The following is a 26,119-nucleotide window of genomic DNA, read 5'->3' as shown; positions in this document are numbered from 1 at the left end:
CCCCCTGTCTAATCAATGATATTTTCCAATCCGTAGACAAGCTGATCAATCTTCATGACTTGTTCTACAGACAGTTTTACACCGGACATGAAGGAAGCACGGTTATAAGAATCGTGACGGATCTGCAGCGTTTGGCCGTCCATGCCGAACATCACTTCCTGATGGGCGATCAACCCTGGAAGACGAACACTATGCAGACGGATTCCGTTTAGCTCCGCACCTCTTGCTCCTGGAAGGATTTCTTTTTCATCTGGATGTCCTTGCTGTTTTTCTTTTCGAACCTCGGAAATCATTTCAGCTGTTTTGAGAGCCGTTCCGCTTGGCGCGTCAAGCTTCTGATCATGGTGAAGCTCAATAATCTCAACATCATCGAAGTAATTGGCAGCCATTTTTGAGAATTTCATCATGAGTACCGCACCCAATGCAAAATTTGGAGCGATGATAGCCCCGATCCCTTTTTCTTCTGTCAGAGATGTAAGTTCTTTCAAATCAGCTTCAGAAAAACCGGTCGTACCCACTACAGGGCGGACACCGTGTTCTAATGCAACTTTTGTATGTACTTTCCCGATTTCGGGTGTAGTTAAATCAATCAATACATCTGGTTTTGTTTCTGTAAAGCAGGCATGGATATCTGTGTAAATAAGAGCATCAGACTCAACAGACATCACATCAGATAATTTGTGCTGATCGTATGTATGGTCAACTGCTCCGACTAGGTCAAAATGAGGTGTTTTTTCCGCCAATTTAACAGCTTCTTGCCCCATTCTTCCCCGCGGTCCTGCAATGACTACTTTAATTGTTTCGTTTGACATCTTGATCTCCTCTACTTTCCTTCTTCTTTTCTTGTCCAGCGTTCTTTATCTCTTGTATTAAATTTATGCATGACTCGGTCGTGGGCTTCCTCTAATGAAATATCAAGTGAATTGGCTAAACAAACCAATACAAACAGCACATCGCCCATTTCCTCTTCCATGCTTTTATCATCTTCAGTCGCTTTTTTTGGTTTTTCTCCATAACGATGATTGACTTCCCTTGCAAGCTCGCCCAGTTCTTCGGTTAATCTTGCCATCATGGCAAGCGGGCTGAAATACCCTTCTTTAAATTGGCCGATGTAGCGGTCCACCTCAGCCTGTATATCTTTCATTGTTTTATCACTCACTGCACGAAACCTCCTATCATCCTCTTACATGTTAGCTAATTCGGATACGTTTGACAAATGTTTAAGCACGTTTGCTGTTTTCTTTTGCATCCACTATAATATAAACGCTATCTAATGGAAGGAAAAGGGGTTTTGTGTGATGCTTGGAGAAATTAGATTAAAAAACATATTTTTTATTTTAATCGGTGCAGCAATTTTTTCATTTGGCCTGGTTCATTTCAATATGCAAAACAATCTGGCAGAGGGTGGATTCACGGGAATTACGCTATTGCTTTATGCCCTTTTCCATATTAGTCCTTCTATTTCAAACCTGGTTTTGAATATCCCGATCTTTTTTATCGGCTGGCGTTTGCTGGGCAAGACAATGTTTGTATACACCCTAGTCGGTACTGTAGCACTGTCTTTATTCCTCAGCATTTTTCAGCGATATGAAATACATATGCCCCTTCAGCATGATCTTGCGCTTGCCGCTTTATTTGCCGGCGTATTCATTGGAGCCGGCTTAGGCATTATTTTTAAGTTCGGCGGTACGACGGGCGGGGTTGATATCATTGCCCGTTTGGTCAATAAGTATTTTGGGATACCGATGGGCCGAACGATGTTTGCTTTCGATGCTTGCGTGATCATTTTATCATTGCTTACCTATCTCTCTTACAAAGAAGCCATGTACACATTGGTTGCCGTATTTGTGGCGGCAAGACTGATTGATTTTATCCAGGAAGGTGGATACGCAGCTAAAGGTGCAACAATCATCTCTGCGAAAAACGACCAGATTCAGAAGAAAATTCTTGAGGAAATGGAACGGGGCGTTACCATTTTGAAAGGACAGGGATCCTACACGAAAGAGGATCTAGACGTGCTGTATTGTGTAGTGCCTAAAAACGAACTGGTCATGCTGAAAAGTGTGATCAACTCCATTGACCCTCATGCCTTTGTCGCGGTCAGCGATGTCCACGATGTGCTTGGAGAAGGATTTACACTCGATGAAAATAAAAATCCGCTCCCGCGCTAATGTTTTTTTGATAACAAAAGGCGGCTGCCGCCGCCCCTCTTACTCATTTTGGATAATCCCGCTTTTTTAGTTTCTTTTTCTCCGCTCTGTATTTTCTGTAACCGACATAAGTAAGTGCAGTAATGATGATACCGCCTGTAGTGATCATCACCCATAACAAAGACGGATCTGCATCATCCTCTTCCACCCTGTCAAATACACTCTTCAGATCGTTCTGGAGTAGGGAAAGCCGTTCAAGCTTCGTACTCTCGGTCATTTGCTGAAACCCCTCTTGCTCAATCACTTCAATATGTTTTCCGACTGTATCAAGCTGATCTTCTGATATATCGATTGTAAGACTTGGATAAATCAAATCATACAAGCTGATAAATTCGTTCCACTTTTCATGAAAGCTCGTACTTTCATTTTTTTGGACATCCTGCTTGAGTGCGGCAAAGACCTCCATAATCGGCTTCTCCAGTGACCCCCAAAGGGGATCAGACTGATTGTCAACAGCATCCATCAGCATTCTGAACTGCGCGGCTGCTCTGAGCTTTTGTGTGTCTGATGCATCAGCCTGTTTTAAACTCCGTACCATATCGTTATAGCCCAAAGTAATTTGGCGAATTTGGGCTCCAGTTAACATGCTGTCTTGCTTCTGTTTTTCAGCGGATTTTAATGTTTTTTCAAAATAAGATAAGACTTGCAGCGCCTCTTCATATTTCGACTGACGGGTCATTTGAAAAACCGTATCGGATAAATCATTCAATTCCTTGAGGCTTCCCCGCTCTTCAGCCTTGGCATTCCCATTATAAAAAATAAGAGCAATCAACAAACAGATCGTCAGCTTTCGTTTCATGCAGGTCCCTCCCACTCTCTCTCCTTACAGAATATGAAGGAAAGGACAAGGATAGACCAAGATTGTCTTTACGTCAGTTGAAGCTTTGTTTGCTTTTTCGAAATGACGAGATAGAAGGCAAGTCCGATTGAAAAGATGCTCAGCCAAAACGTTCCGTATCCTATGTCAGTCATATATTCAGAAAGCATGGAGTATTGCGGCATCATTCCAAACAGATAATCAATGACATCATTATGTAGCGTCCAGGCCGCAGCGATAACAAGATGCCATAGCGAAAATCGAAAATACGGGCTGTACAGCACCCCCTGGACAGCCATTGCAAAATGCGAGGCAATCAGCATATAGCCTTCCCATGGCAAATCACCCGTTACAGCCAATACGAGAAGATTCATTCCGACCGCCCACAAGCCATATTTCACGAGCGTCACTAACGCAAGCGCTTCAAAAAGCGGAGCATTACGCTTCATGAGAAAGGCCAGCAGCACAAACAAGAAGAAAAACGTTGCTGTCGGGCTGTCCGGGACAAAGATGAGGAAACGGGCCGGCGTCTCCAAAAGCTGAGGCAAGTACCAATAGTATCCGTAAACCGTTCCCAGAAAATTGATCGCTAAGACAAGAATAAGCATCGTTCGCTGTCCTAATACATATTGAAACCATTTCACATCAAATCAACTCTCAGTCTGTAAAAATAATGTGTCCATATAAAAAAGCTGACGCCTGGTCAGCTTTTGATAATAAAAGTATATCCTTCCGTTTCGCAATTCACAATACGTTATTTTGCCGTTGTTTCGGAAATGAATTTCGCAAGTTCTTCAAGCTGCTTATCATTTCCTTTGAACACGCCTGCCGGCATTTGGCCTTTTCCTTCAACAGCGATCTTTTTGATTTCTTCCGGCTTCAGTCCGGTGTCTACCAATGAAGGCCCGGCCGCTCCGCCTTGAAGATTATCCCCGTGACATGAAATACAGCCCTGCTCCTGAAAAATTTTATATCCTTCGGCACTGGTATCGATATCCGCTTCTTTTGTGATTTTCCCCTGCTCCTCCGCTTTTGCCCAGTCGTGAGTAGCTACGGACTGCCAGGTCAAAAATACAGCCGCGGAAATAGCCAAGAGCATCATCCCGACAGCCACGGGACGCTTCCAAGGTCTTCTTTCCGTTCCCCTATCGAGAAATGGTGCCAAAAGCAGAGCGCCAAAGGCGATCCCCGGCATAATCATAGCGCCGACCACCGTAAAGCTCCCAGCGGCGTATTCATATTTCAAAAGCTGATATAAGAAAAGAAAATACCAGTCCGGCAGCGGAATATAACCTGTATCCGTCGGGTCCGCCATCCGCTCCAAAGGCGGCTGGTGTACAATCGTCAAAACAAGAAAACCGATCAGAAAGACAGCTCCGACCATCCATTCCTTCAATAGGAAATTTGGCCAGAAGGCTTCTGTTTTACCGGGATACTCTGAGTAATCCTTCGGTATATTCGGCTTTTTCTCAGCCGGTATCCTTGAGTCTCCTACAAATTTCATCCCTTTGCCCCGGTGCATGTCATCCCCTCCCTTTTATTAGCAGATCAAGTTTAAAGCGGTCCTGAAATCCCCTGCTTGCGGATCATAATAAAGTGTGCGGCCATCAATCCAAACAAGGCGGCAGGAAGAAAGAATACATGGATCGCAAAAAACCTAGTCAGCGTTTGGGCGCCTACAATATCCGGATGCCCTGCCAGGAGTGTTTTGACTTGCGTCCCGATCAAAGGAGTGGCTTCAGCGATCTGCAGCCCGACTTTTGTGGCAAACAGAGCCTTCATATCCCAAGGTAGCAAGTAGCCTGTAAACCCAAGCCCAAGCATGACAAAAAAGATTAACACACCGACTATCCAGTTCAGTTCCCGCGGCTTTTTATACGCCCCTTGGAAAAAGACCCTCAGCGTATGTAAAAACATCATCACAATGACCAAGCTGGCGCCCCAATGGTGCATTCCCCTGACAATCTGGCCGAATGCAACTTCATTTTGCAAATAATATACCGATTCCCAGGCATTTTTAATATCAGGCACATAGTACATCGTTAAAAACATCCCAGACAACACTTGGATAACGGTTACAAAAAACGTCAGTCCCCCAAAGCAGTACACAAACGCAGAGAAATGATGGGCGGGATTCACATGTTCCGGCACTTCGTGATCGGCAATATCCCTCCACATCGGTGTAATATCAAGCCGTTCATCTACCCAGTCATAAATTTTGTTCAGCATGTCACCCTTCCCCCTTAGGCTTTGCTTTTCCAAGATACAGGAAGCCGTCTTTAACTTCTTGCTCGTAATGATCAAGAGGCGCAAGCGGCGGCGTGCCCGGGACATTGGTGCCGTCTTTTTCATAGAGTCCGTAGTGGCAAGGACAGAAAAATTTATTCGGATTTTTAGGATCGCTGTTCCAGTTCACCGTACACCCCAAATGCTTACAAATTGGTGAAAGTGCTACAATCTCATCCCCATTTTTGAAAACCCAAGCTGATCTCGATTCTTCCGACTCATACCAGGCATCGACTTGATTAATTTTGAAATCAAAGCGCTGCGGCTCTTTTGTCAGCTCATCTACGCTGACAACCTGAACCATGTCCTGCTTTCCTGTCGATTTTAATACCGGGTCGAGTGCAAAGCGAACCATAGGCATGAGCATACTAGCCGCCATAAACCCCCCTACGCCTGTAAGCGTATAATTTAAAAATTGACGTCTCGATATATCATGTCTTCCGCCCATCTCTTCTCCCCCCCTCAAGGTCAACCCTGCAAACTGACTAAAATAGAAAATATTTCATAACTCTAGACACCCTCATAATATATGAATCTCTCAGCAAGGTCAATATAGCCAAAATATTGTTTATAAGGAAATGTAAGTGTTTTTACGAGGCGTTCCATAACTGTAACAAAACGTTCAAAATTTCAGCTGTGCGTTCATCTAATATTTTTCTTTTTATGGAGTCATTTAAGTGCTCTAACGGAACAGAAGGCGCAACAATCATCTTCCCCAATGACTCTTCGCAACTCCAATGATCATCAGCTGTCAGCAGTACAACATGCTGAAAATCTGATTTGACCTCCTCCTGTAAATCTTTCAGCCCTTGAACGGTATTTTCATTTCTATCAACATATGTATAAGCAGGCAATAAATATACCCGTCCTTTTAACTGCCTTTCCAATTCATCAGCTAGAAGCTGCGTAAATTCGCCTCTTTCAGCTGCTATTTTTAATTGGCTCCCCATTTTTATGTTAATTAATGGTATGACAGCGGTATCAATGTAATCTTTAGATTGTAAATAGTCCTTGGCATCAGGCATTTTCCACCTCATCATCGTTCTCCCCTTTTTACGACAACAAGCCTTGCATTACACTGCAAGGCTGGTCATGTTATGTGAGCTGATTCAATTGGCGCGATAATTGTTCAAATGCTTCTTTATCGTGACGATCAAGCGCATCGTCAATGTCTTTTAATAATTTTTCTCTTTGGAATGTAGAAATGGCGTGCTCCAGGATTTGTTCAGCCAGCCCCTGATCTTTTTTGTTTTCAAACAGATCTTTCGGAATGTGAGGGTTGGACTCCAGCACCGCCGCATACTCAGGAGAACTGTAGGCTGAACGGAAATTAAGCTGGATAAACAAATCCTGCTGTTTATTTAATCTAATATCATGAAAAGATTTTTCCGCGTCGGTTGTCATAACATTCTCTTTATAAAACCGAAACGGAACTTCTTCAACACAATGTGTTGACATTATAATGCCTCTAGGGCAAAATTCTGCCTGCTCTACAAAATGAACCTTTTCCATTAAAGAATCGTGGCTCATTAAATAGTTCAAGATCCATACGCACTCTCTGCGCTTTAGCTGATAATGGTTTAAAAACCAACGGATAAAATCCTTTTTCTCATTGACAGAAACAGGGGTCTGCATGTAATTCCCTCCTCTATCGTTCGTATAATCTATACTTATATGTTCCACATAAGCGGTTAAATTTCCTGCTTATCTCGAAAATTCATCCTCGATCCGCAAGATTATTTCTTCCAGCTCTTCATTGGCTCCGTCTATTTCGAGTACCTTTTTCAATAGCGGCAGCGCTTCTTGTTGGAGGCCTTCTTCTAATAAAAAGGTTGCGTATTCGTATAAGAAATCTCTGTCCTCACGATAGTGAAGAAAAGCAGCTTCAAAGGATTGTTTTGCTTCTTCGTACTGCTCTAATTCGGTGTAAGCGCTGGCCAGATACCAATTGTATTTCGGATCTTCTTCCCCGTAGCCCCGCACCTCTTGAATCAGATCAATAATTTGCTCATAATCCTCTTCCTTATGATACACAGCAAGTAAAGTATGGAGTGCTTCGACGAAGCCAGGATCAAGAGCAAGCGCTTCCTGAAGCAGTTTTTTCCCTTCTTCTGACTTCCCGATTTTTAACGCCATCTTCGCGGCATAGAGGAAAAGCTCTTTGTTATATTCATCATACCTGATACCCTCTTTTGCCGTTTTTAATGCCTCTTCATACATCCCTTCAGCCTCATAGCTCTTTGAAAGCGGCATATAAAGTGATGAATAGGATGGATCAAGCTCCTTTAAATCGGACAGCTGTTTAATAGCCGTTTTGATCAGTCCCGCCTGCGAGGCTGTAAATCCATAGCCGAAAATTGTATTAGGGTCAGGATTCTCATCTACAGCTTTTTCATACCACGGAATGGCCTCCTCAAAATCTCCTGATGCACTTAGCGATTCCGCCAGTCTTTGGTGGACATTAACGCCTCCGATCTCACTCTGCTCCCCAGCCGTTCTTTTAAAATATTGAACAGCTTTTGCATAGGCTCCTTGAGTAAAGTATAGCTCGCCTAACGCAAAATCAATGATTGGTTCATTTTCAAGAATAGACTTTGCCTGTAAAAGCTTTTGCTCACTTACTTCGAACAGCCCCTGCATCTGATAAAGATCAGCCATGAGCAGCAGGCTTTCCGGATATGATGGGTCTGATTCCGGGATCGTTTCCAGCACAGCCAATGCTTTTTCTTCTTCGTCAATATCTATTAAAAGTTCAGCATAAAAATTCGTCAGTTCTGTTTCATTCGGATATAAATCATGCAAATCACTGATCAGTGAGATCGCTTTCTCTACATTTCCCCACTCGTAATAAAGCTGTGCTGCGATGGCTTTATCTTCATCATGAAGCTGTTTTTCGGCCTTCGAGAGGGTGTTGAGTCCCTTTTCTGTTTCTCCTGCTTCAACTAATTTTATGGCTTCTTGAATTAATGTATTCAAATCGGACCGGTCCTTTCTTTTCCTAACAACATCAATCATACATAAAAGTCTTACTTGTTTGGGTTAATCCTATCATAATTCAGAGGAAAGCCCTCGGCAAATAAGATGCTTACACTGTACGTCAAGGAATTTCTGAGTCTTATTAGTTTATCAAAAGATCCTGCGATAGCAAATAAAAAAAGGAAGATAGCCCTCTATTACAGTAAAGCAGCCCTTGACCTGCCGACTTGTAAGTAAAGCACCCCTCCCTCTTTTTTAGTTTTTATATTCCTTTATAAGACAGGCTATGTTTTTCCCCTTCAGTTTATGACTGATAAACGCTCACACAACAAATCCTGAAGCATAAAACTTCAGGATTTGTTTGAAAGCTTATTTAAATGATCAAAAAAGTTTGGATATGACACATGAATGGCGTCTGTCTGTCCGATCTCAACCGGCTCCTCTGTTAAACAGGAAGCTATGCCGAGCATCATTCCGATCCGATGATCACCATGACTGGATACTTTCGCGCCGCCTTTAAGAGTTTGTTTGCCGTATACCTTCATTCCGTCTTCAGTCGGTTCAATCTCAGCACCGAGCTTTCGAAGCTCTGAAACAACTGTGTCGATACGGTTCGTTTCTTTCACTTTAAGCTCTGCGGCATCCTTAATGACTGTTGTTCCTTCCGCCTGAGTCGCAAGAAGCGCAATAATAGGTATCTCATCAATCAAGCGCGGAATAATATCTCCGCCAATTTCAACCGCTTTAAGAGATGACGTTTCAATGATTAAATCTCCATAAGGCTCTGCGCTTTCGTCAACAGATGGTATGATTTCAAGCTTTGCCCCCATGTTTTGAAGCACGTCGATGACACCGGTGCGAGTCGGATTTAACCCCACGTTTTTCAGTACAATTCTGCTGTTTGGAATCATTGCGCCAGCTGCAAGGAAAAACGCGGCTGAAGAAATATCTCCTGGAACAAAAATATCTGCAGCCGTGAGCTGCTGGCCGCCTATTATGGAAACGCTTGTCTTGTCCTCTGCCAGTTTCACTCCGAAAGCCGACAGCATCCGTTCAGTATGATCTCTGGATTTATGAGGCTCGGTGACAGTGGTAGTCCCCTCAGCCTGTAACCCGGCAAGCAGAACAGCTGATTTAATTTGCGCGCTGGCCACAGGTGATACATAGTCAATGCCTTTTAATGTACCGCCGCTTACTGACAGCGGTGTAAATTCTCCGCCGGCTCTGCCGTCAATTTTAGCGCCCATTTGTTTCAGAGGTTCTGTTACACGTTTCATCGGGCGTTTCGCAATGCTTTCATCCCCAGCTACCGCGCTGTAAAAAGGGCGGCCCGCAAGGATTCCGAGCATCAGACGAATCGTTGTGCCTGAATTACCGACGTCTAACAGACTTTCTGGTTCTCGCAGGGAATCCATCCCTTTCCCGTGAATGACTACATCACTGCCGTTTCGCTCAATTTGAACACCCATCTTACTAAAGCAATCGATGGTGCTCAGACAGTCTGCTCCCGGCAGAAAATTTTTAACAGTTGTTGTGCCTTTCGCAAGCGCGCCAAACATAACAGAGCGGTGAGAAATAGATTTATCACCGGGAATATGTATTTCGCCGTTTAACGCCTGCACCTTTTCTCTTTTCATTGTTTCCACCTCAATCAGCATAAAAAGTTTCGTATTCCGCGCGGGCTTCTATGCACTGTTCGGCCCGTTTGCGGTCATCATCGGATTGAAAACTGATCCTTAAAATCCCGTTAATATCTTCTCTCGTTTCAATAATGCGGATATTCGTTATACTGATGCGTTCCGCAGCAAGTATAGCCGTTATCTCGGAAATCACACCAGGATGATCCGGCACGTCTACGTATAAATCATAAAATGCAGGTATTGCGCCCTTCTGGCGGAGAGGCAGTCCATCACGGTAGTCCTTTGCCGTTTTAAAATAATTGAATAGTTTTTCCGCATCTCCATGCTCTACATATGTCCGGATCGTTTCAATCTCACGAGTCCACTCATCAAAACGATCTAAAATCTTATCTTTATTATGTAACAGAATATCACGCCACATTGCAGGACTGCTTGATGCAATCCGGGTAATATCCCGAAAACCGCCGGCAGCAAACCGTTTCACAAGCGGATAAAGCTCTTCCGAGTGAAGGGTCTGATGCACAAGACTGGCTGCAACAATATGCGGAAAATGACTGATCACGCTTGTTACGCCATCATGCTCTTCAGGCGACATTTCTACAAATTGGGCATTCGTCCCTTGCAGCAAATGTTTTAACTGATTGACCGCTTGTCTGTCCGTTTTACGGCCCGGGGTTAAAATATAAAAAGCATTTTCAAACAGAAATTCCTTTGCAGCGGCAACTCCTGATTTATGCGAGCCCGCCATCGGATGCCCTCCAACAAATTGGTAGCCGGCAGGCAGCACTTGATCGGCGTAATGAACCACTTTTTGCTTTGTGCTTCCTACGTCAGTAATCAAAAGCGGATGCTTAATTTCTGAATGGGCCAGCTCTTCAAGCATAAGCAGCGTTTGCGCAACAGGTGTTGCAATAATAACGGTTGCAGCTTTTTTCGCGCCGTCAATAAACGAATCAGCACTCTCGTCTATCACACCTAATTTTAAGGCAGCCACTACCTGCTCATCTGAGATATCGACCCCAATAATGCGTTTTTCCGGATGTTTTTTTTTGATGGCTAACGCAATAGAACCGCCTATCAATCCGAGACCGGCGAGCAATATTGTATCTTTGATTTGATTCATTCGTCATCACCTGGTTCATAGACTAAAGAGGTGATTCTTGACCACCTCTTATAAAATTTCAGCTAAAGTTGCGAGAATTTCCTCGTTTTGCTCTTTCGTGCCGATCGTAATCCGGAGTGAAGTCGGGAACCCTAATGCATTTCCTGATCGGACAATATAACCTTTTTGCAGCAATGCCTGAAACAATTCATCAGACGGGCGGTTAAAATCTATTAAAACAAAGTTTGTCTGTGAAGGGTAGCATTTTAATCCGTGTGTTTCCGCAAAATCATAATACTGCTGAAGGCCTGCTTGATTTTTCTCGATGCAAGAAGCGATAAATTCTTGATCGTCAAGCGCTGCAATCGCTGCAGCCTGGCCAAGACGGCTGGTGTTAAACGGCTCTCTTGCCGGCTCTATTTGGCGGATCAATTTTTCGTCAGCAATACCGTATCCGACTCTAAGCGCCGCCAGACCGTATGCCTTTGAAAACGTACGCAATATCATCAAGTTAGAATACGTATTCAAAAGCGGTATGCTTTCCGGGTAATCCTCAGCTGTTACATATTCATAATATGCTTCATCAAGAACAACGAGGACACGAGAAGGAACACGTTCCAGAAATGAAATCAATTCTCCTTCAGCTGTATAAGTGCCAGTCGGGTTGTTCGGGCTGCAAATCCAAACGACTTGAGTCTGTTCGTCAATCGCTTCAAGCATCGCGTCTAAATCATGAGAGCCGTCAGAACGAAGGGCAATTTCACGAACTTCAGCGCCTTCAATCACCGCATTATGCTTATATTGCGGAAAAGTCGGTGCTGCTGCAATCGTGTTTGTTTTGTCGTTTAAAAAAGCCCGGCATATAATTTGGATGATTTCATCTGAACCATTGCCGAAAATAAGTGATGTTTCGCTCACATTGAGGTGCTCACTGAGCCTTGTCCGCAAAGCGGCGCTATATCCATCGGGATAAAGCGCAAGCTGTTGAATTTCATGATGAAGTGCCTCTTTTGCAGCTTCCGAACAGCCGTACGGATTTTCGTTTGATGCAAGCTTCACGACTTTATCCAAGCCATATTCTGCTTTTACTGCTTCAATCGGTTTACCCGGCTGATAAGGCTTCAGTTGTTTTAAATGTTCTTTGATACGCAAATCCAGTCACCTCATTTTAAACTGTACAAACCGCCAAACGTCTTCGCGTAATCTTCAAACTCCTGCACTGCACGATCTCTCGTCTCAGTGCTGATGAGCCGTTCCTTTAATTCTTCTATCTTTTTGACGAGCGCACTTCCCACTACGACACCGTCACAGATTTCATTCATCTTGACCACCTGCTCGCGGCTGGAAATACCAAACCCTACAGCAACCGGCACAGAACTGAGATTCTTCACTGTCCGGATAAATGGATAAGCTGATGAATTGAACTCATTTCGGACACCGGTCACACCTAACGAAGATACACAGTAGACGAAGCCCTCGGCTTGTTCAATAATCGTTTTCAAACGGCTTTCGCTTGTCGGTGCAACTAAAGAAATATACGTTACCTCATGGGTTTTGCATTCCGCTTGAAGGCTGGCGCTCTCTTCTAAAGGCAGGTCCGGAACAAGCAGGCCGTCTATATGATTTTCCCGCAGTAAAGCGAAAAAGTATTCTTTGTTCAATTGTAACACAGGATTATAATACGTAAAGAGGATAATGGGAATATTGACGCCATTTTTTTTCATTTCTCCGCCTAATTCAATCGCTTTTACAATATTCATCCCGTTCTCAAGCGCCCGTTTTGAAGCCCGCTGAATCACCGGACCGTCTGCCAGCGGATCTGAATATGCTACACCGATCTCAAGTGCCGTGGCACCCGCTTTTTGAAGAGACTTAGCCAGTTCGACTGAAACTTCCGGCAACGGATCACCCGCTGTAATAAACGGGATAAACAACTTTCCCGACTGCTGCAGATCTACTTTAAACATGCGCTTTCACCTCATCTTCCAATACGTTCATTAATGTGTTGACATCCTTATCTCCTCTTCCTGATAAACAGACGAGGATAGTTTGATCCCGCCCCATCTCTTTTGCGATTTTAAATGCCTTCGCTAATGCATGAGCAGATTCGATCGCTGGTAAAATCCCTTCTTTTTCTGACAATAGTTTTAACGCATCTACTGCTTCTTCATCAGTTATGCTATCGTATGTGACACGGCCGCTTTTATGCAAATAAGCGTGCTCCGGACCAATTCCCGGATAGTCAAGTCCTGCTGAAATTGAATAAGGCTCAATAATTTGACCGTACTCCTCTTGAATGAGGTAAGTGAGCGAACCGTGAATCACACCGACAGTTCCTTTCGTAATGGTAGCGGCATGAAGCGGAGTGTCAATTCCTTTTCCTGCCGCTTCAGCACCGATCAGTTCAACATCTTCGTCTAAAAATGCCTGAAACATGCCTATCGCATTACTTCCGCCGCCTACGCAGGCAACGACTTTATCAGGCAGTGTTCCCTCAATGTCTTTCAGCTGATCCTTCGCTTCCTCTCCGATCATTTTTTGAAATTCCCGGACAATTTGCGGGTAAGGGTGCGGTCCGACAACCGATCCGATCATGTAAAAATGATCCTCACAATGCTGAACCCAATAGCGGATAGCCTCATTTGTCGCATCCTTCAGTGTCCCGTTTCCGCTTGTGACCGGCACAACCTCTGCTCCAAGAAGCTTCATTCGGAATACGTTCAGAGACTGGCGGGCGACATCCTCTTCGCCCATAAATACAATGCAGGAAAAACCAAACTTTGCAGCAACTGTGGCGGCGGCTACTCCATGCTGTCCGGCACCTGTTTCTGCAATGATTTTCGTTTTGCCCATTTTTTTTGCAAGCAATGCCTGGCCTAAAGCATTGTTGATTTTATGGGAACCTGTATGGTTTAAATCTTCTCTTTTCAAATAAATTTTAGCGCCGCCTAAATGCTCTGTGACTCGATCGGCATATGTTAATGCGGTCGGCCTGCCGGAATATTCAGCTAACAGCTTATGATATTCTCCCTTAAAAACAGGATCATCCTTTATTTCCTTAAATGCTGTTTCAATTTCTTCTAACGGCTGCATAAGAGTTTCCGGAACAAATTTCCCGCCAAAATCGCCGTATCTGCCTATTTCATTCGGATATGGATACATATCGGTTCATCCTTTCTTCTAAGAGCCTAATCAGTTTGTCATCTTTTTGTCCGTTTTTTTCTATTCCGCTGGCAAGATCGACTCCGCCCGGTTTCCATTTCAATAAGTCTGCGATTGTGTCGGGATTCACACCGCCTGCGATGAAACACCGTTTCCCCGTTTGTTCAGCTTTCTGCTGATATTCAGGCACACACTCCCAAGCAAAAGCCACTCCAGTCCCGCCTCTTGCCCCTTTTACAGATGAGTCAATCACAAAACCGTCTACAGAATCGTTAAAGCGGTCCAAATTCTGAATTGCTGTGCTGTTATGATGGAGCGCCTTCCATATTTCACAATTTGTCAGCAGACGGAGGACTTCAGCATCCTTTGGAGTCTCATCACCATGAAGCTGAATGACGTCAAGCTGCAAATCGTCTGCTATACGGGCAATCGTTCCCAGCGATTCATTCACAAAAACGCCTGCAATCTGTTTCTCGGTACGAACTTGGCTCAGCCACTTTCTCACATCTGCCGGAGATACTTTTCGTTTACTGTCAGCAAAAATAAAACCCAGATAATCTGCCTGTGAATCCGCTGCAAGCCGCAGGTCCTGCAGTGACCGTATACCGCAATACTTTAATGCCGGTTTTTTCACAACCTCACTCCCCATACAAAGCATGGATTGCTTTTTGCTGTGAATGCTGTCTCATCAATGACTCTCCGATTAGAACAGCTTGTGCTCCATGTTCTTTGACAAATGTTAAATGTTCTAAAGAACCAATGCCGCTTTCACTGACAAGCAAGCATTCTTTCGGAACTAGGGATGCAATCTGTTTCGTCTGTTCAAGCGAAGTTTCAAACGTTTTTAAGTTTCGATTATTAATACCGAGAATATCAGGGGTGAATACCTTCACTATTTGTTCAAGCGTCGTTTGATCATGAACCTCCACTAACACGTCCATTTCCTTTTCCCCTGCTTCGAGATACAACTCGTGAAGCTGTACAGGATCAAGCACCTCTCCGATTAACAATATGGCATCTGCTCCAATTCTCTTTGATTCCTCCACTTGAATAGAATCGATAATAAAATCTTTTCTCAGCACCGGAATCGAAACAGCACGCTTTACGTCTGATAAATAACTGTTTTTCCCTTGGAAAAACGGAAAGTCAGTTAAAACAGAAAGCGCGTCTGCCTGCGCAGCTTCATAGTCTTTTGCAATCCGCTCCGGAACAAAATCTTCTTTAATGAGTCCTTTTGACGGCGACGCTTTTTTGACTTCGGCAATCAATCCGATAAAACGGTTCGGGTTAGCCAGCGCCTCTTTAAAAGACCGTTTTTCAAAAGGCTGCTCTTCTGGCAGGATGAGAGTTTTGACTTCTTCTTTTTTTTGATTGATTATGTTTTCAAGCATAGATCTCTCCCTCTTTCTGTTTCAGTCTATCAAGCTGCGCTGCGGCACCTCCGCTTGCAATCGTTTCTAACGCAAGCTCCGTTCCTTCTTTCAGTGTTTCGGCAATACCCGCCGTGTATATCGCAGCGCCGGCATTAAAGGCTGTAATATATAAAGCTGATCGGCTGCTTTTATTTTCAAAAATATTCTGAATCAGATGAGCGCTTTCTGTCGGTGACTGCACCTGTATATCTTCAAGTCTGCCATTTTTGAAGCCGAAGTCTTCGGGTGAAACAGTATATTCCCGGCGCTCTCCATCCTTTATTTCAATCACATCGGTCGGTGATGTAACCGAAAGCTCATCTAAACCGTCACGGCTTGCTGCGAATAGTACATGCTTCGGCTGGAACATTTCCAGTGCGCTTGCCATCAATCCCGCTTTTTCAGCAGAATAGACACCGATCACCTGACGCTTCGCCTGCAAAGGATTGCTGAGCGGTCCGAGCAGATTAAAAATCGTTCTGAATCCGAGCTCTTTTCTTGTACCCGCCACATGTTTCATGGACGAATGATAAAGCGGCGCAAAGAGAAATCCCATGTTATTTGTTTCAATGCTGATTCTGACTTCTTCAGGTGTGGTTTGGATTGGTATCCCAAGCTCTTCTAGAACATCGGCGCTTCCGCTTTTAGAAGATACGGAGCGATTGCCGTGCTTAGCAATTTTAGCTCCTGCTGCTGAAGCAACGATTGCCGATGCCGTTGAAATATTAAAGGTAGAGATGCCGTCACCGCCTGTACCGCATGTGTCAACCACATCATGAAGTCCGTCTACCGTAAGGGCATGTGTCCGCATGGCCTTCACAAAGCCCGCCAGCTCTTCTGCAGTTTCGCCCCGATGAGCCAGGATAGACAATATACCGCCCATTTCAGAAGGAGTCATTTCTGCTGTCATCATCATATTCATAAGCGCTTCCGCTTCAACAGCAGTAAGTGTCTTACCGTCAACGCACGTTTGCAGAAATTGGTTCATCGGCTTCATCCCCCTTGCTACGAAACATGTCTTCAGCAATATGAATGGTTTTCAGCAGTGCGCCCGCTTTGTTGCAGCTTTCTTCATATTCGGCTTCCGGCACAGAATCAGCAACAATACCTGCTCCAGCCTGTATGGATGCGACACCGTTTTTTACGCTCATGGTGCGGATCGTAATACAGGAGTCGATATTCCCGTCAAATCCGATGTAGGCGATGCAGCCGCCGTATGTCTCTCTCGGTGTCGGCTCCAATTCATTTAAAAGCTGCATGGCGCGGATTTTTGGGGCCCCGGTTAAAGTTCCCGCAGGAAAAGCCGACATTAACGCATCAACAGGGTGAACTCCCTCTTTCAACCTCCCTGTGACGACTGAAATGATGTGCATAACATGTGAAAATGAGACGATCTTTGTGAACTCCGGCACAGCAACCGATCCATACTCTGCCACTCTGCCGATATCGTTTCGAGCTAGATCAACGAGCATATAATGCTCCGCTTTTTCTTTTTCATCTTTCATCAGCTCAATTTTGAGTTTTTCATCTTCCTCTTTGTCTGCGCCTCTTTTTCTTGTTCCGGCAATCGGATGGATTTCCAAATGCCCGTCTTGAACGTGGATTAACCGTTCCGGAGAGCTGCCGACAATCTCTCTGTCCGGGAGTTTTATATAATACATATACGGCGAAGGATTGACGATTCGCAGCACTCTGTACAATTCGAAGGAATCTGCTGTTATCGGAATCTCAAATTTTTGTGACAGGACACCTTGAAAGATGTCGCCTGCTTTTATATATTCTTTGATCTTTTCTACATCTGCCATAAACGCTGATTTTTCGTAATTTGAAGATACTGAATCGAAACCTGGTGTCTTATATGACTCAGATGAAAGAAACAGTTCTTTTATGTTTTTTTGATCCATCATCTTATCAATGAGGCCTTGTAGCTCTCGGTGATTTTTATTGAACACAGCAATTTTTTCAGCTTCAGTTTCTTGTCCATTCAATCTAGCATACTGAATAAAGTGGACGTTTTTTGTTTCATGATCATAAGCAATTAATGTGCTGCAAACAAACAGCATACACTTTTCAAATTCCGTTTCCTTCCTGTGGCGAGGAACAGAAGGTTCAATCATCGGGATCATGTCATAGCTTAAATACCCGACAGCTCCGCCTACAAAGGGAATGGCAAGCTCTGGCGTTTTGATTTTGTATGCTGCATTCATCCAATCCAGAACCTCTTTTAATTCTTTTCCAGTGTAAAGGGATCGTCCATTCTCATCTTGAGCAGTAAAATCATTTTGCTGTTCTTTGATCGTGAGAAATGGCTGAAGGCCGATGAACGAATATCTGGACCAATTTGATGTGTCATCCTTGCTTTCAAGAAGGTAAGTGATCTTCCTGTCCAGCTGCTCGATCATTTGGATAGGTGTCAGTGTGTCAACTGTGAATGTCTCCACAATCGGTATGGTGCGGTAGGACATACTGTCCTCTAAAAATGCAGAAATGTTTGATTGGAAATTCATTGCTCTCACTCCTTTTGGCAAGGAGAATGAGAAGAAGGCATGAGAGGGAAAATCAAGATATAACAAAATAAACCCAAAAGAAAGGCTTCTTTTGGGTAGAATAAACATACATGTCTCAGCTCAACTACACTCATTCTCTGCTACCCTATTCTCTAACTCAACTCATTCACTAAGCTTTATACACACTTTTGTGTATTTCTAAGCTGTTCTAATCGTATTACAATTCATTATTTTTTGTCAATGATAAATCGGGTCTTAATACAACCGCTTTTTCTAAATAGACATGTCTGATTTGATTCTGAGGAACTTCAGTCTGAACAGTCATCATGACCCTTATACATTTTTTCAGACCGCCTGTAACATCCATTTCCTGCATACATGTCACCGGCACATAATGCCAGCCAGAAAGCTCGCGGACAGCTTTTGCCGGGAAAACAGAGTGCAGGTCAGGCGTCGCCGATAGAAGCATTTGAACAACATCTTCCGGCTTTGTTTTGTTTTCTTCTATCATTTTTTCTAACAGCTGTTTGGTTTTTTGCAAAATCTCTTCTTCAGTATCTTTTTCTACTGTAGTTGCTCCGCGAATTCCACGAATCATCATGATGTCTCCTCCATTCGCCATTTGTTCAGCCAGCTCTCAAGTTCATCTCTTGAAAACGTATGGTCGGCGACTTTTCCTAATTCTTTGAGAACGATGAATTGAATCATACCGCCGCGGGTTTTTTTATCATTCATCATACGGTCTAAAAGCACGGAAGTTGCCGTTTCTTTTTTAATGCGGCTTGGATAGCCTAGGTTCTTAAGCCAGCTGACTAATCGATTTCTGTCCATTTCACAGCCGGCTTCCTGTTCACTTATATATAAAGCAAACTGCATCCCGAGTGCTACCGCATCACCGTGGGTGATCTGTCCGTAGCCATACTCCGCCTCAACTGCGTGGCCTAGCGTATGCCCAAAGTTAAGATAGGCTCTGATTCCTTCTTCCTTTTCATCCTGATGAACGACAGACGCTTTAATCGAAATACCTTTAAAAATCATGTCATTCAGCTGCTCACTGGTGATATCGTTCAATGAGTGAATGTCCAGCAGATCTTTCAGGAATTCTCTGTCATAAATAAAAGCATGCTTAATCACTTCTGCCATCCCGGACCGAAGCTCTTTTTCCGGTAGGGAACGGAGAAAGTCCGTATCGTAAAGCACGGCTTTGGGCTGATAAAATGCGCCGATCAGATTTTTTCCAAGCGGATGATTCACCGCTACTTTTCCTCCGACCGCGCTGTCATGCGCCAAAAGCGTTGTAGGCATTTGAATGAAATCAATGCCGCGCATAAAAGTGGCAGCCACAAATCCAGCAAGATCTCCTACAACACCGCCTCCAAAAGCGATGATGCATGAGGAGCGATCCATATGAAATCGAATCGCTTCACTCTGCAGCTTCGTGTACATATCCATTGATTTCGCCTGCTCTCCGCTCGGCACCGTCACTTTTTTCACAGGCCATTTTTCTTCCAGCAGGTGAAGCATTTCATCACCGTACAGGCGATTCACTTCTTCATCGGTAACAAGCATAATGCGTGTTAATGGCCTGTTTAGCGAGGTTAATAGTTCACAAGCCTTTTTTCTGATTCCTTGTCCGATAAATACAGGATACGAAGAGGAAGCGGTTTGAACATGCAGTGTTCTCATTAAAATTCCCTCGACAGTTTTCTCATATTCTCCACGTTTTCTCTAATGCGGTCAATTTGGTCTAAGCCGAATTGTTCAACAACAGCGTTAGCAATTTCCCATGCAACAGCAGCTTCCGCCACTACACTTGCTGCTGGCACTGCGCAGCTGTCTGAACGTTCAATGCTGGCAGAAAATGGTTCTTTCGTTTCAATATCCACACTTTTCAGCGGTTTATATAATGTCGGAATCGGCTTCATGACTCCGCGGACAACGATTGGCATTCCTGTCGTCATGCCGCCTTCCAATCCGCCAAGTCTGTTCGTAGCACGCGTATATCCTTTTTCTTCGTCCCAAATGATCTCGTCATGAACCTCGCTTCCGTTTCTTCCGGCCGCTTCAAAACCGATGCCGAATTCCACACCTTTAAATGCATTAATAGACAGTACTGCCGCAGCAAGCTTGCTGTCCAGTTTACGGTCATAATGAACGTAGCTGCCCACGCCCACCGGCATTCCTTCAACAATCACTTCCACAATTCCGCCGATGGAATCTCCGTTTGCCTTCGCTTCGTCAATGGCATCCATCATTTTTTTGCCTGCTTCTTCATCGTAGCATCTGACCGGAGACTCTTCAGTCACACGCTTCAAGTCATCAATTGAAGTATAATCCGTTTTTTCAGCCTTAACTGCCCCAATCTGTAATACGTGGCCCGCTACCTTAATACCAAGCTCAGAAAGGATCTTTTTAGCGACAGCGCCTGCCGCCACTCTTACGGTCGTTTCACGTGCTGAAGAGCGCTCAAGCACATTTCTCATATCGCGGTGGTTATATTTAATCGCACCGTTTAAATCTGCGTGTCCCGGTCTTGGTCTGGAAATTTGGCGTTTCATTTCCTTTTCTTCTTCTTCAGTAATCGGAGCCGCACCCATAATTTTAGTCCAGTGTTTCCAATCGTTATTTTCTACAACAAGAGCGATTGGTGAACCGAGAGTGCGGGCATGGCGCACCCCGCTCATAATTTTCGCCTGGTCCTTTTCGATCTGCATGCGGCGCCCGCGGCCATGGCCTTTCTGGCGTCTGCCAAGCTCAAAGTTGATATCTTCCTCAGTTATGTAAAGCCCCGCAGGCACACCTTCAATAATGGTTGTCAATTGGGGGCCGTGTGATTCACCGGCTGTTAAATATCTCATGACTTCTTCTCCCTTCATCGCATTAACGCTTTTAAGTAAAACTACTATAACATATTTTTCGGCAAAAAGTCAGTCTATCTTTTTTGATAAAAGAATGTATCCGCGGGAGAAAGGCCGAATTTCTCCGGATTGAAGATCTGCTCTGTGCTGCCGACAAAGAGAACCCCATTCTTTTTTAAGCTATGCGCCATTTTTAAGTACAGCTCTTCCTTTGCGTTTTCTGTAAAATAAATAAAAACATTGCGGCACACAATCAAATCAAAGTCTTGCTCGTAGCGATCCGCAAGCAGATTATGTTTTTGAAACCTAATGTTCTTCTTTATGTCATGTTTCACTTCATAGCTCTTATCAGCGTTTTGAGTAAAATAACGATCCTTCACAGAAGACGGCACTTCTTGCAAAGACCGCTCCTGATACACGCCTTTTTTCGCTTTTTCCAATGCTTTATCATCTATATCAGTCGCTAAAATCTGATAGCCTGGGAGCCCTTTCTGCTGATCTAAAATCATTGCGAGCGTATAAGGCTCCTCCCCTGTAGAGCATGCCGCGCTCCATATTTTTAAAGGCTTTGAATGTTTGATTAAAGGCAAAATAGCTGTTTCAAGTACTTCCCATCTTTTATAATTTCGATAAAATTCTGAAACATTAATCGTCATTCTGTCCAATGTTTCATTTAAAAGCGCCTGATCCTTTTCTAATGCCGCTGCAAAATCCTTAAAGCTTTGAAAACCTTTTTTCTCATAAAGGGATGTCAGCCTTCTCTTCATTTGCGCTTCTTTGTATAAAGTTAAATCAACTCCGGTTAATTGCTTCCATTTGGTTGTAAATACGCTGTATGTATCCATCTCTTCTCTCCCAGTCTCGCTGTCTTTTGTCCTAGTATAGCTTGTTTTATCAGGAAATTGTATTGTTTCAAATAAAAAAATCAGCTTTTCAGCTGATTTCAGATGATTGGTAATGACAGTGGTGGATCCCCTGCCGTTTAGCCATATATTCAAGTCAATGTAAACCTTTACAAAAAAGCCGGAACCGGCGGAGTGCAGATGCCGGCTCTTCTCTCGGCTTTTTCAGCAATGATTAATAGATCCAGCCTGTCATGAGTTGTTGATATGATACTAACTCTTCATCCTTAAAGAAAATATTAATCTCACGCTCAGCGCTTTCCAGAGAATCAGAGCCGTGGATAATATTTTTTCCGACAAACATGCCGAAATCCCCGCGAATGGTGCCTGGCAATGCTTCTTTAGGGTTTGTTTTTCCAATCAGCTGCCTGGTCACTTCAACGACATTTTCGCCTTCCCACACCATCGCAAAAACTGGTCCGGAAGTAATAAACTCAACAAGTTCTCCAAAGAAAGGCTTCCCTTGATGTTCGGCATAGTGTTTCTCAGCCATTTGTTCAGTTACTCTCATCAGCTTTGCGCCAGCTAATTGCAAGCCCTTACGTTCGAATCTAGATAAAATTTCCCCGATCAGCTGCCGTTGGACACCGTCCGGTTTCACCATGATAAAAGTCTTTTCCATCACATTCTCCACCCCATCATATGTATGTATAGGCTCTCACATTGCACACCGAAATCGTAACATCTTTCAGATAATTAATCAATCCGGGGCGGAGAAATTTCTTAATATCTACAAAAAATTAAAATTTTCTTTTGCCGATATATTTTGCGATGGCTGCAAGAGAAGAACGCGCACGCCCTCTCGGAAGCGTGTTAAGTTTTTGGAAAGCTTTTTGCAGATACATCTCGCTCACTGCCATCGATGCTTCAATTGCATCTGTCTTTTTGATTTCTTCAATAATGGGCGCAAGCTGTTCTTGTGTCGTCTCGCTGTTAATTAATTTAAGCTGATTCTTTAAAGCTGGATTTTTTAATGCATATAGGACAGGCAATGTAACATTTCCTTGAAGCAAATCGCCTCCAACCGGTTTACCCAGTTCTTCTTCAGTTGAAGTAAAATCAAGAATATCATCAATGATTTGATAAGACATGCCGACATAATATCCAAACCAGTAGAGCGCCTTATGAATCTTTTCTTCAGCTCCGGAAGCAATAGCCCCCAGCTGGCAGCTGACAGCGATAAGAAGCGCCGTTTTTCTCTTTATGCGCCGCAGGTACGTTCTGAGATTCTGTTCCATGTTGTATTTGTCTTTGATTTGTTCAATCTCTCCAAGACACACTTCAACAATGGTCTGTGACAAGATCCGATGAGCTTTCGGTTCATTAATTCTCGTCATCATTTCAAGAGATCCGGCAAGCATATAATCGCCTGTATACATCGCAATTCGGTTATCCCATTTGGCTTTGATCGTCGGCTTTCCCCGGCGAAGCTCCGCATCGTCAATAACATCATCATGAACCAACGATGCCATATGAATCATTTCCAGAGTGACAGCGACATATTTAATCTTATTGATATCGTAATCGCCAAACATGCCGGAAAGCAGAACGAAGACAGGCCGAATCCGTTTGCCTCCTGCCTGCAAAAGATGAAGACCCGCCTCGCTCAAAAGCGGATAATCGGAGCGTACGGTTTGTTCAAGCTCCCTTTCAATTACATCAATATCGTCATTTAAAAAAGAGTAGGCCATTTTAAATTTCATATCATTCACCCAAACATCTGTGTTTTCATTTCCATCCGATATGCGTGGCAGCAACTCCGCCAGTAAACGAATGATATTTGACATTTTTCAGACCCGCCTCTTCAAACAGGCCTGCCAGTTCCTTCATACCAGGGAATTCTCTGGCTGACTCTTGGAGCCACGAGTATTCTTTATAGCTTTTCGCAAACAGCTTCCCGAAAAACGGCATAATATACTTAAAGTACATAAAATAAGCCTGTCTAAATCCAAACATTTCAGGCTGTGAGGTTTCCAGGCATACTACTTGTCCGCCAGGCTTCACCACACGTCTCATTTCTTTCAGTACGGTCAAATAATCCGGCACATTACGCAGTCCGAAGCCAATTGTTACAAAATCAAATGTATTATCATCAAAAGGGAGCTCCATTGCATTTCCGTGCAGCAGTTCGATTTGACTGAAACCGCCGTCTTTTACTTTCTGTTTGCCGACGCTCAGCATGTTTTCGCTGAAATCCAAACCCTTTATTTCACCGGTTTTACCGGCTGCTTTTGCAAGAGCAATCGTCCAGTCAGCTGTTCCGCAGCAAACATCAAGAGCTTTGGCGCCTTTTTTTACACCCATGATGCGCATCGTTTTATCACGCCATTTTTTGTGCTGCTGAAAACTGATGACAGAGTTCATTTGGTCGTAGTTTTTATATATTTTTTCAAATACTCCGTGTACGCGCTGTTCTTTTGAGTCCTGCATAATGGTTACCCTTCTTCCACTTTCTGATGATAAGTTTGGTCTTGGCTGATTGTCTTCAGGCGGTTTAATAAAATTTGCTGAATAGGTGAGCTTAGAGGCAGAAGTGACTCAATGCTGTTCTTTGCTTTCTTAAAACACTCTTCCAGCATCTCTTCTTTTGTTTTCCCCAGCTGTATAACACTGCCGATCACATCTAAAAATGTATCATTTCCGGTCATAAGCCGCTTATATACAAAAAAATCACTCGATAGCTTCTTCCAGCGCGGGAGATTGAAATGTTCAGACACCCGATGGAATAGAGCTGATTCAACGATGCCGACACTTTCGAAAAAATGGTGTTCGTCCTTTACAGATCGGTCATACAGACGAATTTTATGTTCATTGATTTCTTTAATTGCTGTAGCGAGCGTTCTAATCATGTAGATATCCTTCATTTCAGATAGTAATGAATAGTACAGTCCGCTGAAATAATCGCCTGCAAGAACAGTCAATTGGCGGTTCTTGTTTTCGTCTCGTTTTATGACTCTGGCTGTCGTTACTTCATCATGGGTATCAAGGGCGCTTTGTACAAGCATCGCTGTTACAATATAATTTTCTCTGTCATTGTTTTTTATGTCGGCTTCCTCAAATAATGCATGAAAAAGAAGAAGCTTATCCTCATCGATCTTAGGCGCAGAAATATGCTTCGCTAAATAAGGATGAGACAGCTTTTGTTTTATTTTCGTGTTCAGATTGGCTAAAGTTCCGTAGATGTCTTGCAAAAATATCACCCTTGTCCCCAAATTCACATTTATTTCTAAATCATATGTATGAGTTTTATTTTGTCATAAGATTACGCAGGTATCATTATAGCATAAAAAAAACAAATTGGCTGTATCCTCCCGCTGTTTGCGAGCATTTGCTTTAAAACAGCGGGGACAGCCAGCTTATTTTTTTTCGCTTTTCATTTCTCCGTATGCGGTTTGAATGAGCGCCTCTCCTCTGACTTTAATGGCAGAAGTATGCTCTGTAAACTGAGCAATGATCACTTCTCCCTTGTCGAGTTTTTCGGAATGGTGAAACTTTGTGTCCGTTCCCCTTGTCAGGCCGATCACATTCACTCCATCCTCAATTGCTTTAATGACGACAAAATCGCTTGAATGCTTTTCGTTCATTTATAGCACCCTCTATCTTTATTAGTCCTGGCGTTTAATATGTTCCAATACTTCTGAACGTGCAGCAGCATCATCTTTGAAAATGCCTCTGACAGCTGAAGTGACTGTTTTGGCGCCCGGCTTTCTTACGCCCCGCATTGTCATGCACATATGCTCTGCTTCAACAACAACCATTACGCCATGCGGATCAAGCGTTTCTACAATGCTTTCTGCAATTGTAGAAGTGATGCGCTCCTGAAGCTGCGGACGCTTAGCAACTGCCTCAACAGCACGCGCCAATTTGCTGAGCCCTGTGACTTTTCCGCCCCGCGGTATATATGCAACATGTGCTTTTCCGTAAAAAGGAACAAGGTGATGCTCACACATAGAATGAAACGCGATATCTTTTACTAGAACAAGCTCCTCATGGTCTTCACCGAAGATAGTCTGGAAATGTTCTTTTGGATCTTCATTCAAGCCGGAGAATACTTCGGCATACATCTTTGCGACTCGTTTCGGAGTATCAAGAAGCCCTTCTCTGTTTGGGTCCTCTCCGATCGCTTCTAAAATTTGACGAACAGCTTGTTCGATTTGTTCTTTATTAACTTCTTTCATGTTCTGTGTCCTCCACCAATGAATACATTTAATTTCGATTCTAGCACACATGCCCCGCTAAAAGCAAAG

At 43.7% G+C, this 26,119-nt stretch carries 30 protein-coding genes; 1 reads left to right on the top strand and 29 read right to left on the bottom strand.

Annotated features, from left to right (window positions below; all coding sequences use genetic code 11):
- Positions 1–8: 8 nt before the first annotated feature.
- Both dapB and ACQVGS_RS09810 read right to left on the bottom strand, forming a co-directional pair.
- Positions 9–812 (bottom strand): 4-hydroxy-tetrahydrodipicolinate reductase, encoded by an 804-nt coding sequence (dapB, locus tag ACQVGS_RS09815; RefSeq protein ID WP_095713173.1) that lies wholly within the window; start codon positions 810–812, stop codon positions 9–11.
- Between the two features lie 11 nt (positions 813–823).
- Positions 824–1,159, bottom strand: coding sequence for a nucleotide pyrophosphohydrolase (locus ACQVGS_RS09810; protein ID WP_106020022.1), 336 nt, complete (start codon positions 1,157–1,159; stop codon positions 824–826).
- A gap of 139 nt (positions 1,160–1,298) precedes the next feature.
- On the opposite strand from ACQVGS_RS09810, the gene ACQVGS_RS09805 reads away from it, so the two are divergent.
- On the top strand, positions 1,299–2,171 hold the full coding sequence (locus ACQVGS_RS09805; RefSeq protein WP_044155146.1) for a YitT family protein: 873 nt from the start codon (positions 1,299–1,301) through the stop codon (positions 2,169–2,171).
- Between the two features lie 43 nt (positions 2,172–2,214).
- On the opposite strand, the gene ypjB is transcribed toward ACQVGS_RS09805, so the two are convergent.
- The 27 genes from ypjB to folE all read right to left on the bottom strand — a co-directional run bounded on the left by ypjB (position 2,215) and on the right by folE (position 26,050).
- Positions 2,215–3,009 carry a sporulation protein YpjB gene (gene ypjB, locus ACQVGS_RS09800; protein WP_101860373.1) on the bottom strand — a complete coding sequence of 265 codons (795 nt, stop codon included), beginning with the start codon at positions 3,007–3,009 and terminating at the stop codon, positions 2,215–2,217.
- A 68-nt stretch (positions 3,010–3,077) separates the two neighbouring features.
- Positions 3,078–3,671, bottom strand: coding sequence for a lipoprotein heptaprenylglyceryl N-acetyltransferase LhaT (gene lhaT / locus ACQVGS_RS09795; protein ID WP_167492252.1), 594 nt, complete (start codon positions 3,669–3,671; stop codon positions 3,078–3,080).
- Positions 3,672–3,781: 110 nt separating this feature from the next.
- Positions 3,782–4,549 carry a menaquinol-cytochrome c reductase cytochrome b/c subunit gene (locus ACQVGS_RS09790; RefSeq protein WP_010334724.1) on the bottom strand — a complete coding sequence of 256 codons (768 nt, stop codon included), beginning with the start codon at positions 4,547–4,549 and terminating at the stop codon, positions 3,782–3,784.
- Between the two features lie 32 nt (positions 4,550–4,581).
- Positions 4,582–5,256, bottom strand: a complete 675-nt coding sequence (gene qcrB, locus ACQVGS_RS09785) for a menaquinol-cytochrome c reductase cytochrome b subunit (RefSeq protein WP_003225560.1) — start codon at positions 5,254–5,256, stop codon at positions 4,582–4,584.
- Between the two features lies 1 nt (position 5,257).
- On the bottom strand, positions 5,258–5,761 hold the full coding sequence (locus tag ACQVGS_RS09780) for a Rieske (2Fe-2S) protein (RefSeq protein WP_010334725.1): 504 nt from the start codon (positions 5,759–5,761) through the stop codon (positions 5,258–5,260).
- 142 nt (positions 5,762–5,903) lie between these two features.
- On the bottom strand, positions 5,904–6,350 hold the full coding sequence (locus ACQVGS_RS09775) for a YpiF family protein (RefSeq protein WP_101860372.1): 447 nt from the start codon (positions 6,348–6,350) through the stop codon (positions 5,904–5,906).
- A 58-nt stretch (positions 6,351–6,408) separates the two neighbouring features.
- Positions 6,409–6,948 (bottom strand): ReoY family proteolytic degradation factor, encoded by a 540-nt coding sequence (locus ACQVGS_RS09770; protein WP_003225551.1) that lies wholly within the window; start codon positions 6,946–6,948, stop codon positions 6,409–6,411.
- Between the two features lie 69 nt (positions 6,949–7,017).
- On the bottom strand, positions 7,018–8,289 hold the full coding sequence (locus ACQVGS_RS09765) for a tetratricopeptide repeat protein (protein ID WP_059336621.1): 1,272 nt from the start codon (positions 8,287–8,289) through the stop codon (positions 7,018–7,020).
- A gap of 350 nt (positions 8,290–8,639) precedes the next feature.
- Positions 8,640–9,926 (bottom strand): 3-phosphoshikimate 1-carboxyvinyltransferase, encoded by a 1,287-nt coding sequence (gene aroA / locus ACQVGS_RS09760; protein WP_254517688.1) that lies wholly within the window; start codon positions 9,924–9,926, stop codon positions 8,640–8,642.
- 10 nt (positions 9,927–9,936) lie between these two features.
- Positions 9,937–11,052 carry a prephenate dehydrogenase gene (locus tag ACQVGS_RS09755; protein ID WP_491831501.1) on the bottom strand — a complete coding sequence of 372 codons (1,116 nt, stop codon included), beginning with the start codon at positions 11,050–11,052 and terminating at the stop codon, positions 9,937–9,939.
- A 48-nt stretch (positions 11,053–11,100) separates the two neighbouring features.
- Positions 11,101–12,183, bottom strand: a complete 1,083-nt coding sequence (gene hisC, locus ACQVGS_RS09750) for a histidinol-phosphate transaminase (RefSeq protein ID WP_024121856.1) — start codon at positions 12,181–12,183, stop codon at positions 11,101–11,103.
- Positions 12,184–12,194: 11 nt separating this feature from the next.
- Positions 12,195–12,998, bottom strand: coding sequence for a tryptophan synthase subunit alpha (gene trpA / locus ACQVGS_RS09745; RefSeq protein ID WP_024121857.1), 804 nt, complete (start codon positions 12,996–12,998; stop codon positions 12,195–12,197).
- Positions 12,991–14,193, bottom strand: coding sequence for a tryptophan synthase subunit beta (gene trpB, locus ACQVGS_RS09740; protein WP_491831497.1), 1,203 nt, complete (start codon positions 14,191–14,193; stop codon positions 12,991–12,993). The genes trpA and trpB overlap by 8 nt, the downstream gene beginning before the upstream one ends.
- Positions 14,174–14,827 carry a phosphoribosylanthranilate isomerase gene (locus ACQVGS_RS09735; protein WP_024121859.1) on the bottom strand — a complete coding sequence of 218 codons (654 nt, stop codon included), beginning with the start codon at positions 14,825–14,827 and terminating at the stop codon, positions 14,174–14,176. Before ACQVGS_RS09735 ends, trpB begins: the two co-directional genes overlap by 20 nt.
- A gap of 4 nt (positions 14,828–14,831) precedes the next feature.
- The gene (gene trpC, locus ACQVGS_RS09730) at positions 14,832–15,584 is read right to left on the bottom strand and encodes an indole-3-glycerol phosphate synthase TrpC (RefSeq protein WP_095713181.1); all 753 of its coding nucleotides are present in this window, start codon (positions 15,582–15,584) and stop codon (positions 14,832–14,834) included.
- Positions 15,577–16,593, bottom strand: a complete 1,017-nt coding sequence (trpD, locus tag ACQVGS_RS09725; protein ID WP_127696822.1) for an anthranilate phosphoribosyltransferase — start codon at positions 16,591–16,593, stop codon at positions 15,577–15,579. Before trpD ends, trpC begins: the two co-directional genes overlap by 8 nt.
- The gene (gene trpE, locus ACQVGS_RS09720; RefSeq protein ID WP_101860364.1) at positions 16,565–18,112 is read right to left on the bottom strand and encodes an anthranilate synthase component I; all 1,548 of its coding nucleotides are present in this window, start codon (positions 18,110–18,112) and stop codon (positions 16,565–16,567) included. The genes trpD and trpE overlap by 29 nt, the downstream gene beginning before the upstream one ends.
- Before the next feature lie 217 nt (positions 18,113–18,329).
- Positions 18,330–18,713 carry a chorismate mutase gene (gene aroH / locus ACQVGS_RS09715; RefSeq protein ID WP_127696820.1) on the bottom strand — a complete coding sequence of 128 codons (384 nt, stop codon included), beginning with the start codon at positions 18,711–18,713 and terminating at the stop codon, positions 18,330–18,332.
- Positions 18,710–19,798: a 3-dehydroquinate synthase gene (gene aroB, locus ACQVGS_RS09710; protein ID WP_024121864.1), complete on the bottom strand. Its 1,089-nt coding sequence runs from the start codon at positions 19,796–19,798 to the stop codon at positions 18,710–18,712. The genes aroH and aroB overlap by 4 nt, the downstream gene beginning before the upstream one ends.
- The gene (aroC, locus tag ACQVGS_RS09705; protein WP_024121865.1) at positions 19,798–20,970 is read right to left on the bottom strand and encodes a chorismate synthase; all 1,173 of its coding nucleotides are present in this window, start codon (positions 20,968–20,970) and stop codon (positions 19,798–19,800) included. The genes aroB and aroC overlap by 1 nt, the downstream gene beginning before the upstream one ends.
- A gap of 74 nt (positions 20,971–21,044) precedes the next feature.
- Entirely contained in the window at positions 21,045–21,815 is a 771-nt protein-coding gene (gene cheR / locus ACQVGS_RS09700; protein ID WP_024121866.1) for a protein-glutamate O-methyltransferase CheR, read from the bottom strand.
- A gap of 232 nt (positions 21,816–22,047) precedes the next feature.
- Positions 22,048–22,497: a nucleoside-diphosphate kinase gene (gene ndk / locus ACQVGS_RS09695; RefSeq protein WP_081638330.1), complete on the bottom strand. Its 450-nt coding sequence runs from the start codon at positions 22,495–22,497 to the stop codon at positions 22,048–22,050.
- Between the two features lie 115 nt (positions 22,498–22,612).
- Complete coding sequence (gene hepT, locus ACQVGS_RS09690; RefSeq protein WP_024121868.1) at positions 22,613–23,575, bottom strand: heptaprenyl diphosphate synthase component II; 963 nt, start codon at positions 23,573–23,575, stop codon at positions 22,613–22,615.
- Between the two features lie 25 nt (positions 23,576–23,600).
- Positions 23,601–24,302 (bottom strand): demethylmenaquinone methyltransferase, encoded by a 702-nt coding sequence (menG, locus tag ACQVGS_RS09685; RefSeq protein ID WP_263463246.1) that lies wholly within the window; start codon positions 24,300–24,302, stop codon positions 23,601–23,603.
- 5 nt (positions 24,303–24,307) lie between these two features.
- On the bottom strand, positions 24,308–25,063 hold the full coding sequence (hepS, locus tag ACQVGS_RS09680; protein ID WP_024121870.1) for a heptaprenyl diphosphate synthase component 1: 756 nt from the start codon (positions 25,061–25,063) through the stop codon (positions 24,308–24,310).
- A gap of 165 nt (positions 25,064–25,228) precedes the next feature.
- Positions 25,229–25,456 (bottom strand): trp RNA-binding attenuation protein MtrB, encoded by a 228-nt coding sequence (gene mtrB / locus ACQVGS_RS09675; RefSeq protein ID WP_024121871.1) that lies wholly within the window; start codon positions 25,454–25,456, stop codon positions 25,229–25,231.
- A 21-nt stretch (positions 25,457–25,477) separates the two neighbouring features.
- Positions 25,478–26,050 carry a GTP cyclohydrolase I FolE gene (gene folE, locus ACQVGS_RS09670; RefSeq protein WP_010334745.1) on the bottom strand — a complete coding sequence of 191 codons (573 nt, stop codon included), beginning with the start codon at positions 26,048–26,050 and terminating at the stop codon, positions 25,478–25,480.
- Positions 26,051–26,119: the final 69 nt, after the last annotated feature.

It is taken from the genome of Bacillus sp. SD127 (genome assembly GCF_058566445.1).
This window is presented reverse-complemented; position numbering and strand designations above follow the sequence as displayed.

Excerpts from the sequence above, each read along its gene's own strand:
- menG (WP_263463246.1), bottom strand. The coding sequence starts at position 24,302 with ATGCAGGACTCAAAAGAACAGCGCGTACACGGAGTATTTGAAAAAATA.
- trpB (WP_491831497.1), bottom strand. The coding sequence starts at position 14,193 with ATGTATCCATATCCGAATGAAATAGGCAGATACGGCGATTTTGGCGGG.
- ACQVGS_RS09755 (WP_491831501.1), bottom strand. The coding sequence starts at position 11,052 with ATGAATCAAATCAAAGATACAATATTGCTCGCCGGTCTCGGATTGATA.
- ACQVGS_RS09775 (WP_101860372.1), bottom strand. The coding sequence starts at position 6,350 with ATGAGGTGGAAAATGCCTGATGCCAAGGACTATTTACAATCTAAAGAT.
- aroB (WP_024121864.1), bottom strand. The coding sequence starts at position 19,798 with ATGAGAACACTGCATGTTCAAACCGCTTCCTCTTCGTATCCTGTATTT.
- aroH (WP_127696820.1), bottom strand. The coding sequence starts at position 18,713 with ATGATGATTCGTGGAATTCGCGGAGCAACTACAGTAGAAAAAGATACT.
- ypjB (WP_101860373.1), bottom strand. The coding sequence starts at position 3,009 with ATGAAACGAAAGCTGACGATCTGTTTGTTGATTGCTCTTATTTTTTAT.
- aroA (WP_254517688.1), bottom strand. The coding sequence starts at position 9,926 with ATGAAAAGAGAAAAGGTGCAGGCGTTAAACGGCGAAATACATATTCCC.
- ACQVGS_RS09770 (WP_003225551.1), bottom strand. The coding sequence starts at position 6,948 with ATGCAGACCCCTGTTTCTGTCAATGAGAAAAAGGATTTTATCCGTTGG.
- mtrB (WP_024121871.1), bottom strand. The coding sequence starts at position 25,456 with ATGAACGAAAAGCATTCAAGCGATTTTGTCGTCATTAAAGCAATTGAG.
- hepT (WP_024121868.1), bottom strand. The coding sequence starts at position 23,575 with ATGAAATTTAAAATGGCCTACTCTTTTTTAAATGACGATATTGATGTA.
- folE (WP_010334745.1), bottom strand. The coding sequence starts at position 26,050 with ATGAAAGAAGTTAATAAAGAACAAATCGAACAAGCTGTTCGTCAAATT.
- trpA (WP_024121857.1), bottom strand. The coding sequence starts at position 12,998 with ATGTTTAAAGTAGATCTGCAGCAGTCGGGAAAGTTGTTTATCCCGTTT.
- cheR (WP_024121866.1), bottom strand. The coding sequence starts at position 21,815 with ATGGATACATACAGCGTATTTACAACCAAATGGAAGCAATTAACCGGA.
- ACQVGS_RS09780 (WP_010334725.1), bottom strand. The coding sequence starts at position 5,761 with ATGGGCGGAAGACATGATATATCGAGACGTCAATTTTTAAATTATACG.
- ACQVGS_RS09805 (WP_044155146.1), top strand. The coding sequence starts at position 1,299 with ATGCTTGGAGAAATTAGATTAAAAAACATATTTTTTATTTTAATCGGT.
- trpD (WP_127696822.1), bottom strand. The coding sequence starts at position 16,593 with ATGAACCAATTTCTGCAAACGTGCGTTGACGGTAAGACACTTACTGCT.
- qcrB (WP_003225560.1), bottom strand. The coding sequence starts at position 5,256 with ATGCTGAACAAAATTTATGACTGGGTAGATGAACGGCTTGATATTACA.
- dapB (WP_095713173.1), bottom strand. The coding sequence starts at position 812 with ATGTCAAACGAAACAATTAAAGTAGTCATTGCAGGACCGCGGGGAAGA.
- trpE (WP_101860364.1), bottom strand. The coding sequence starts at position 18,112 with ATGAATTTCCAATCAAACATTTCTGCATTTTTAGAGGACAGTATGTCC.
- trpC (WP_095713181.1), bottom strand. The coding sequence starts at position 15,584 with ATGCTTGAAAACATAATCAATCAAAAAAAAGAAGAAGTCAAAACTCTC.
- aroC (WP_024121865.1), bottom strand. The coding sequence starts at position 20,970 with ATGAGATATTTAACAGCCGGTGAATCACACGGCCCCCAATTGACAACC.
- ACQVGS_RS09790 (WP_010334724.1), bottom strand. The coding sequence starts at position 4,549 with ATGCACCGGGGCAAAGGGATGAAATTTGTAGGAGACTCAAGGATACCG.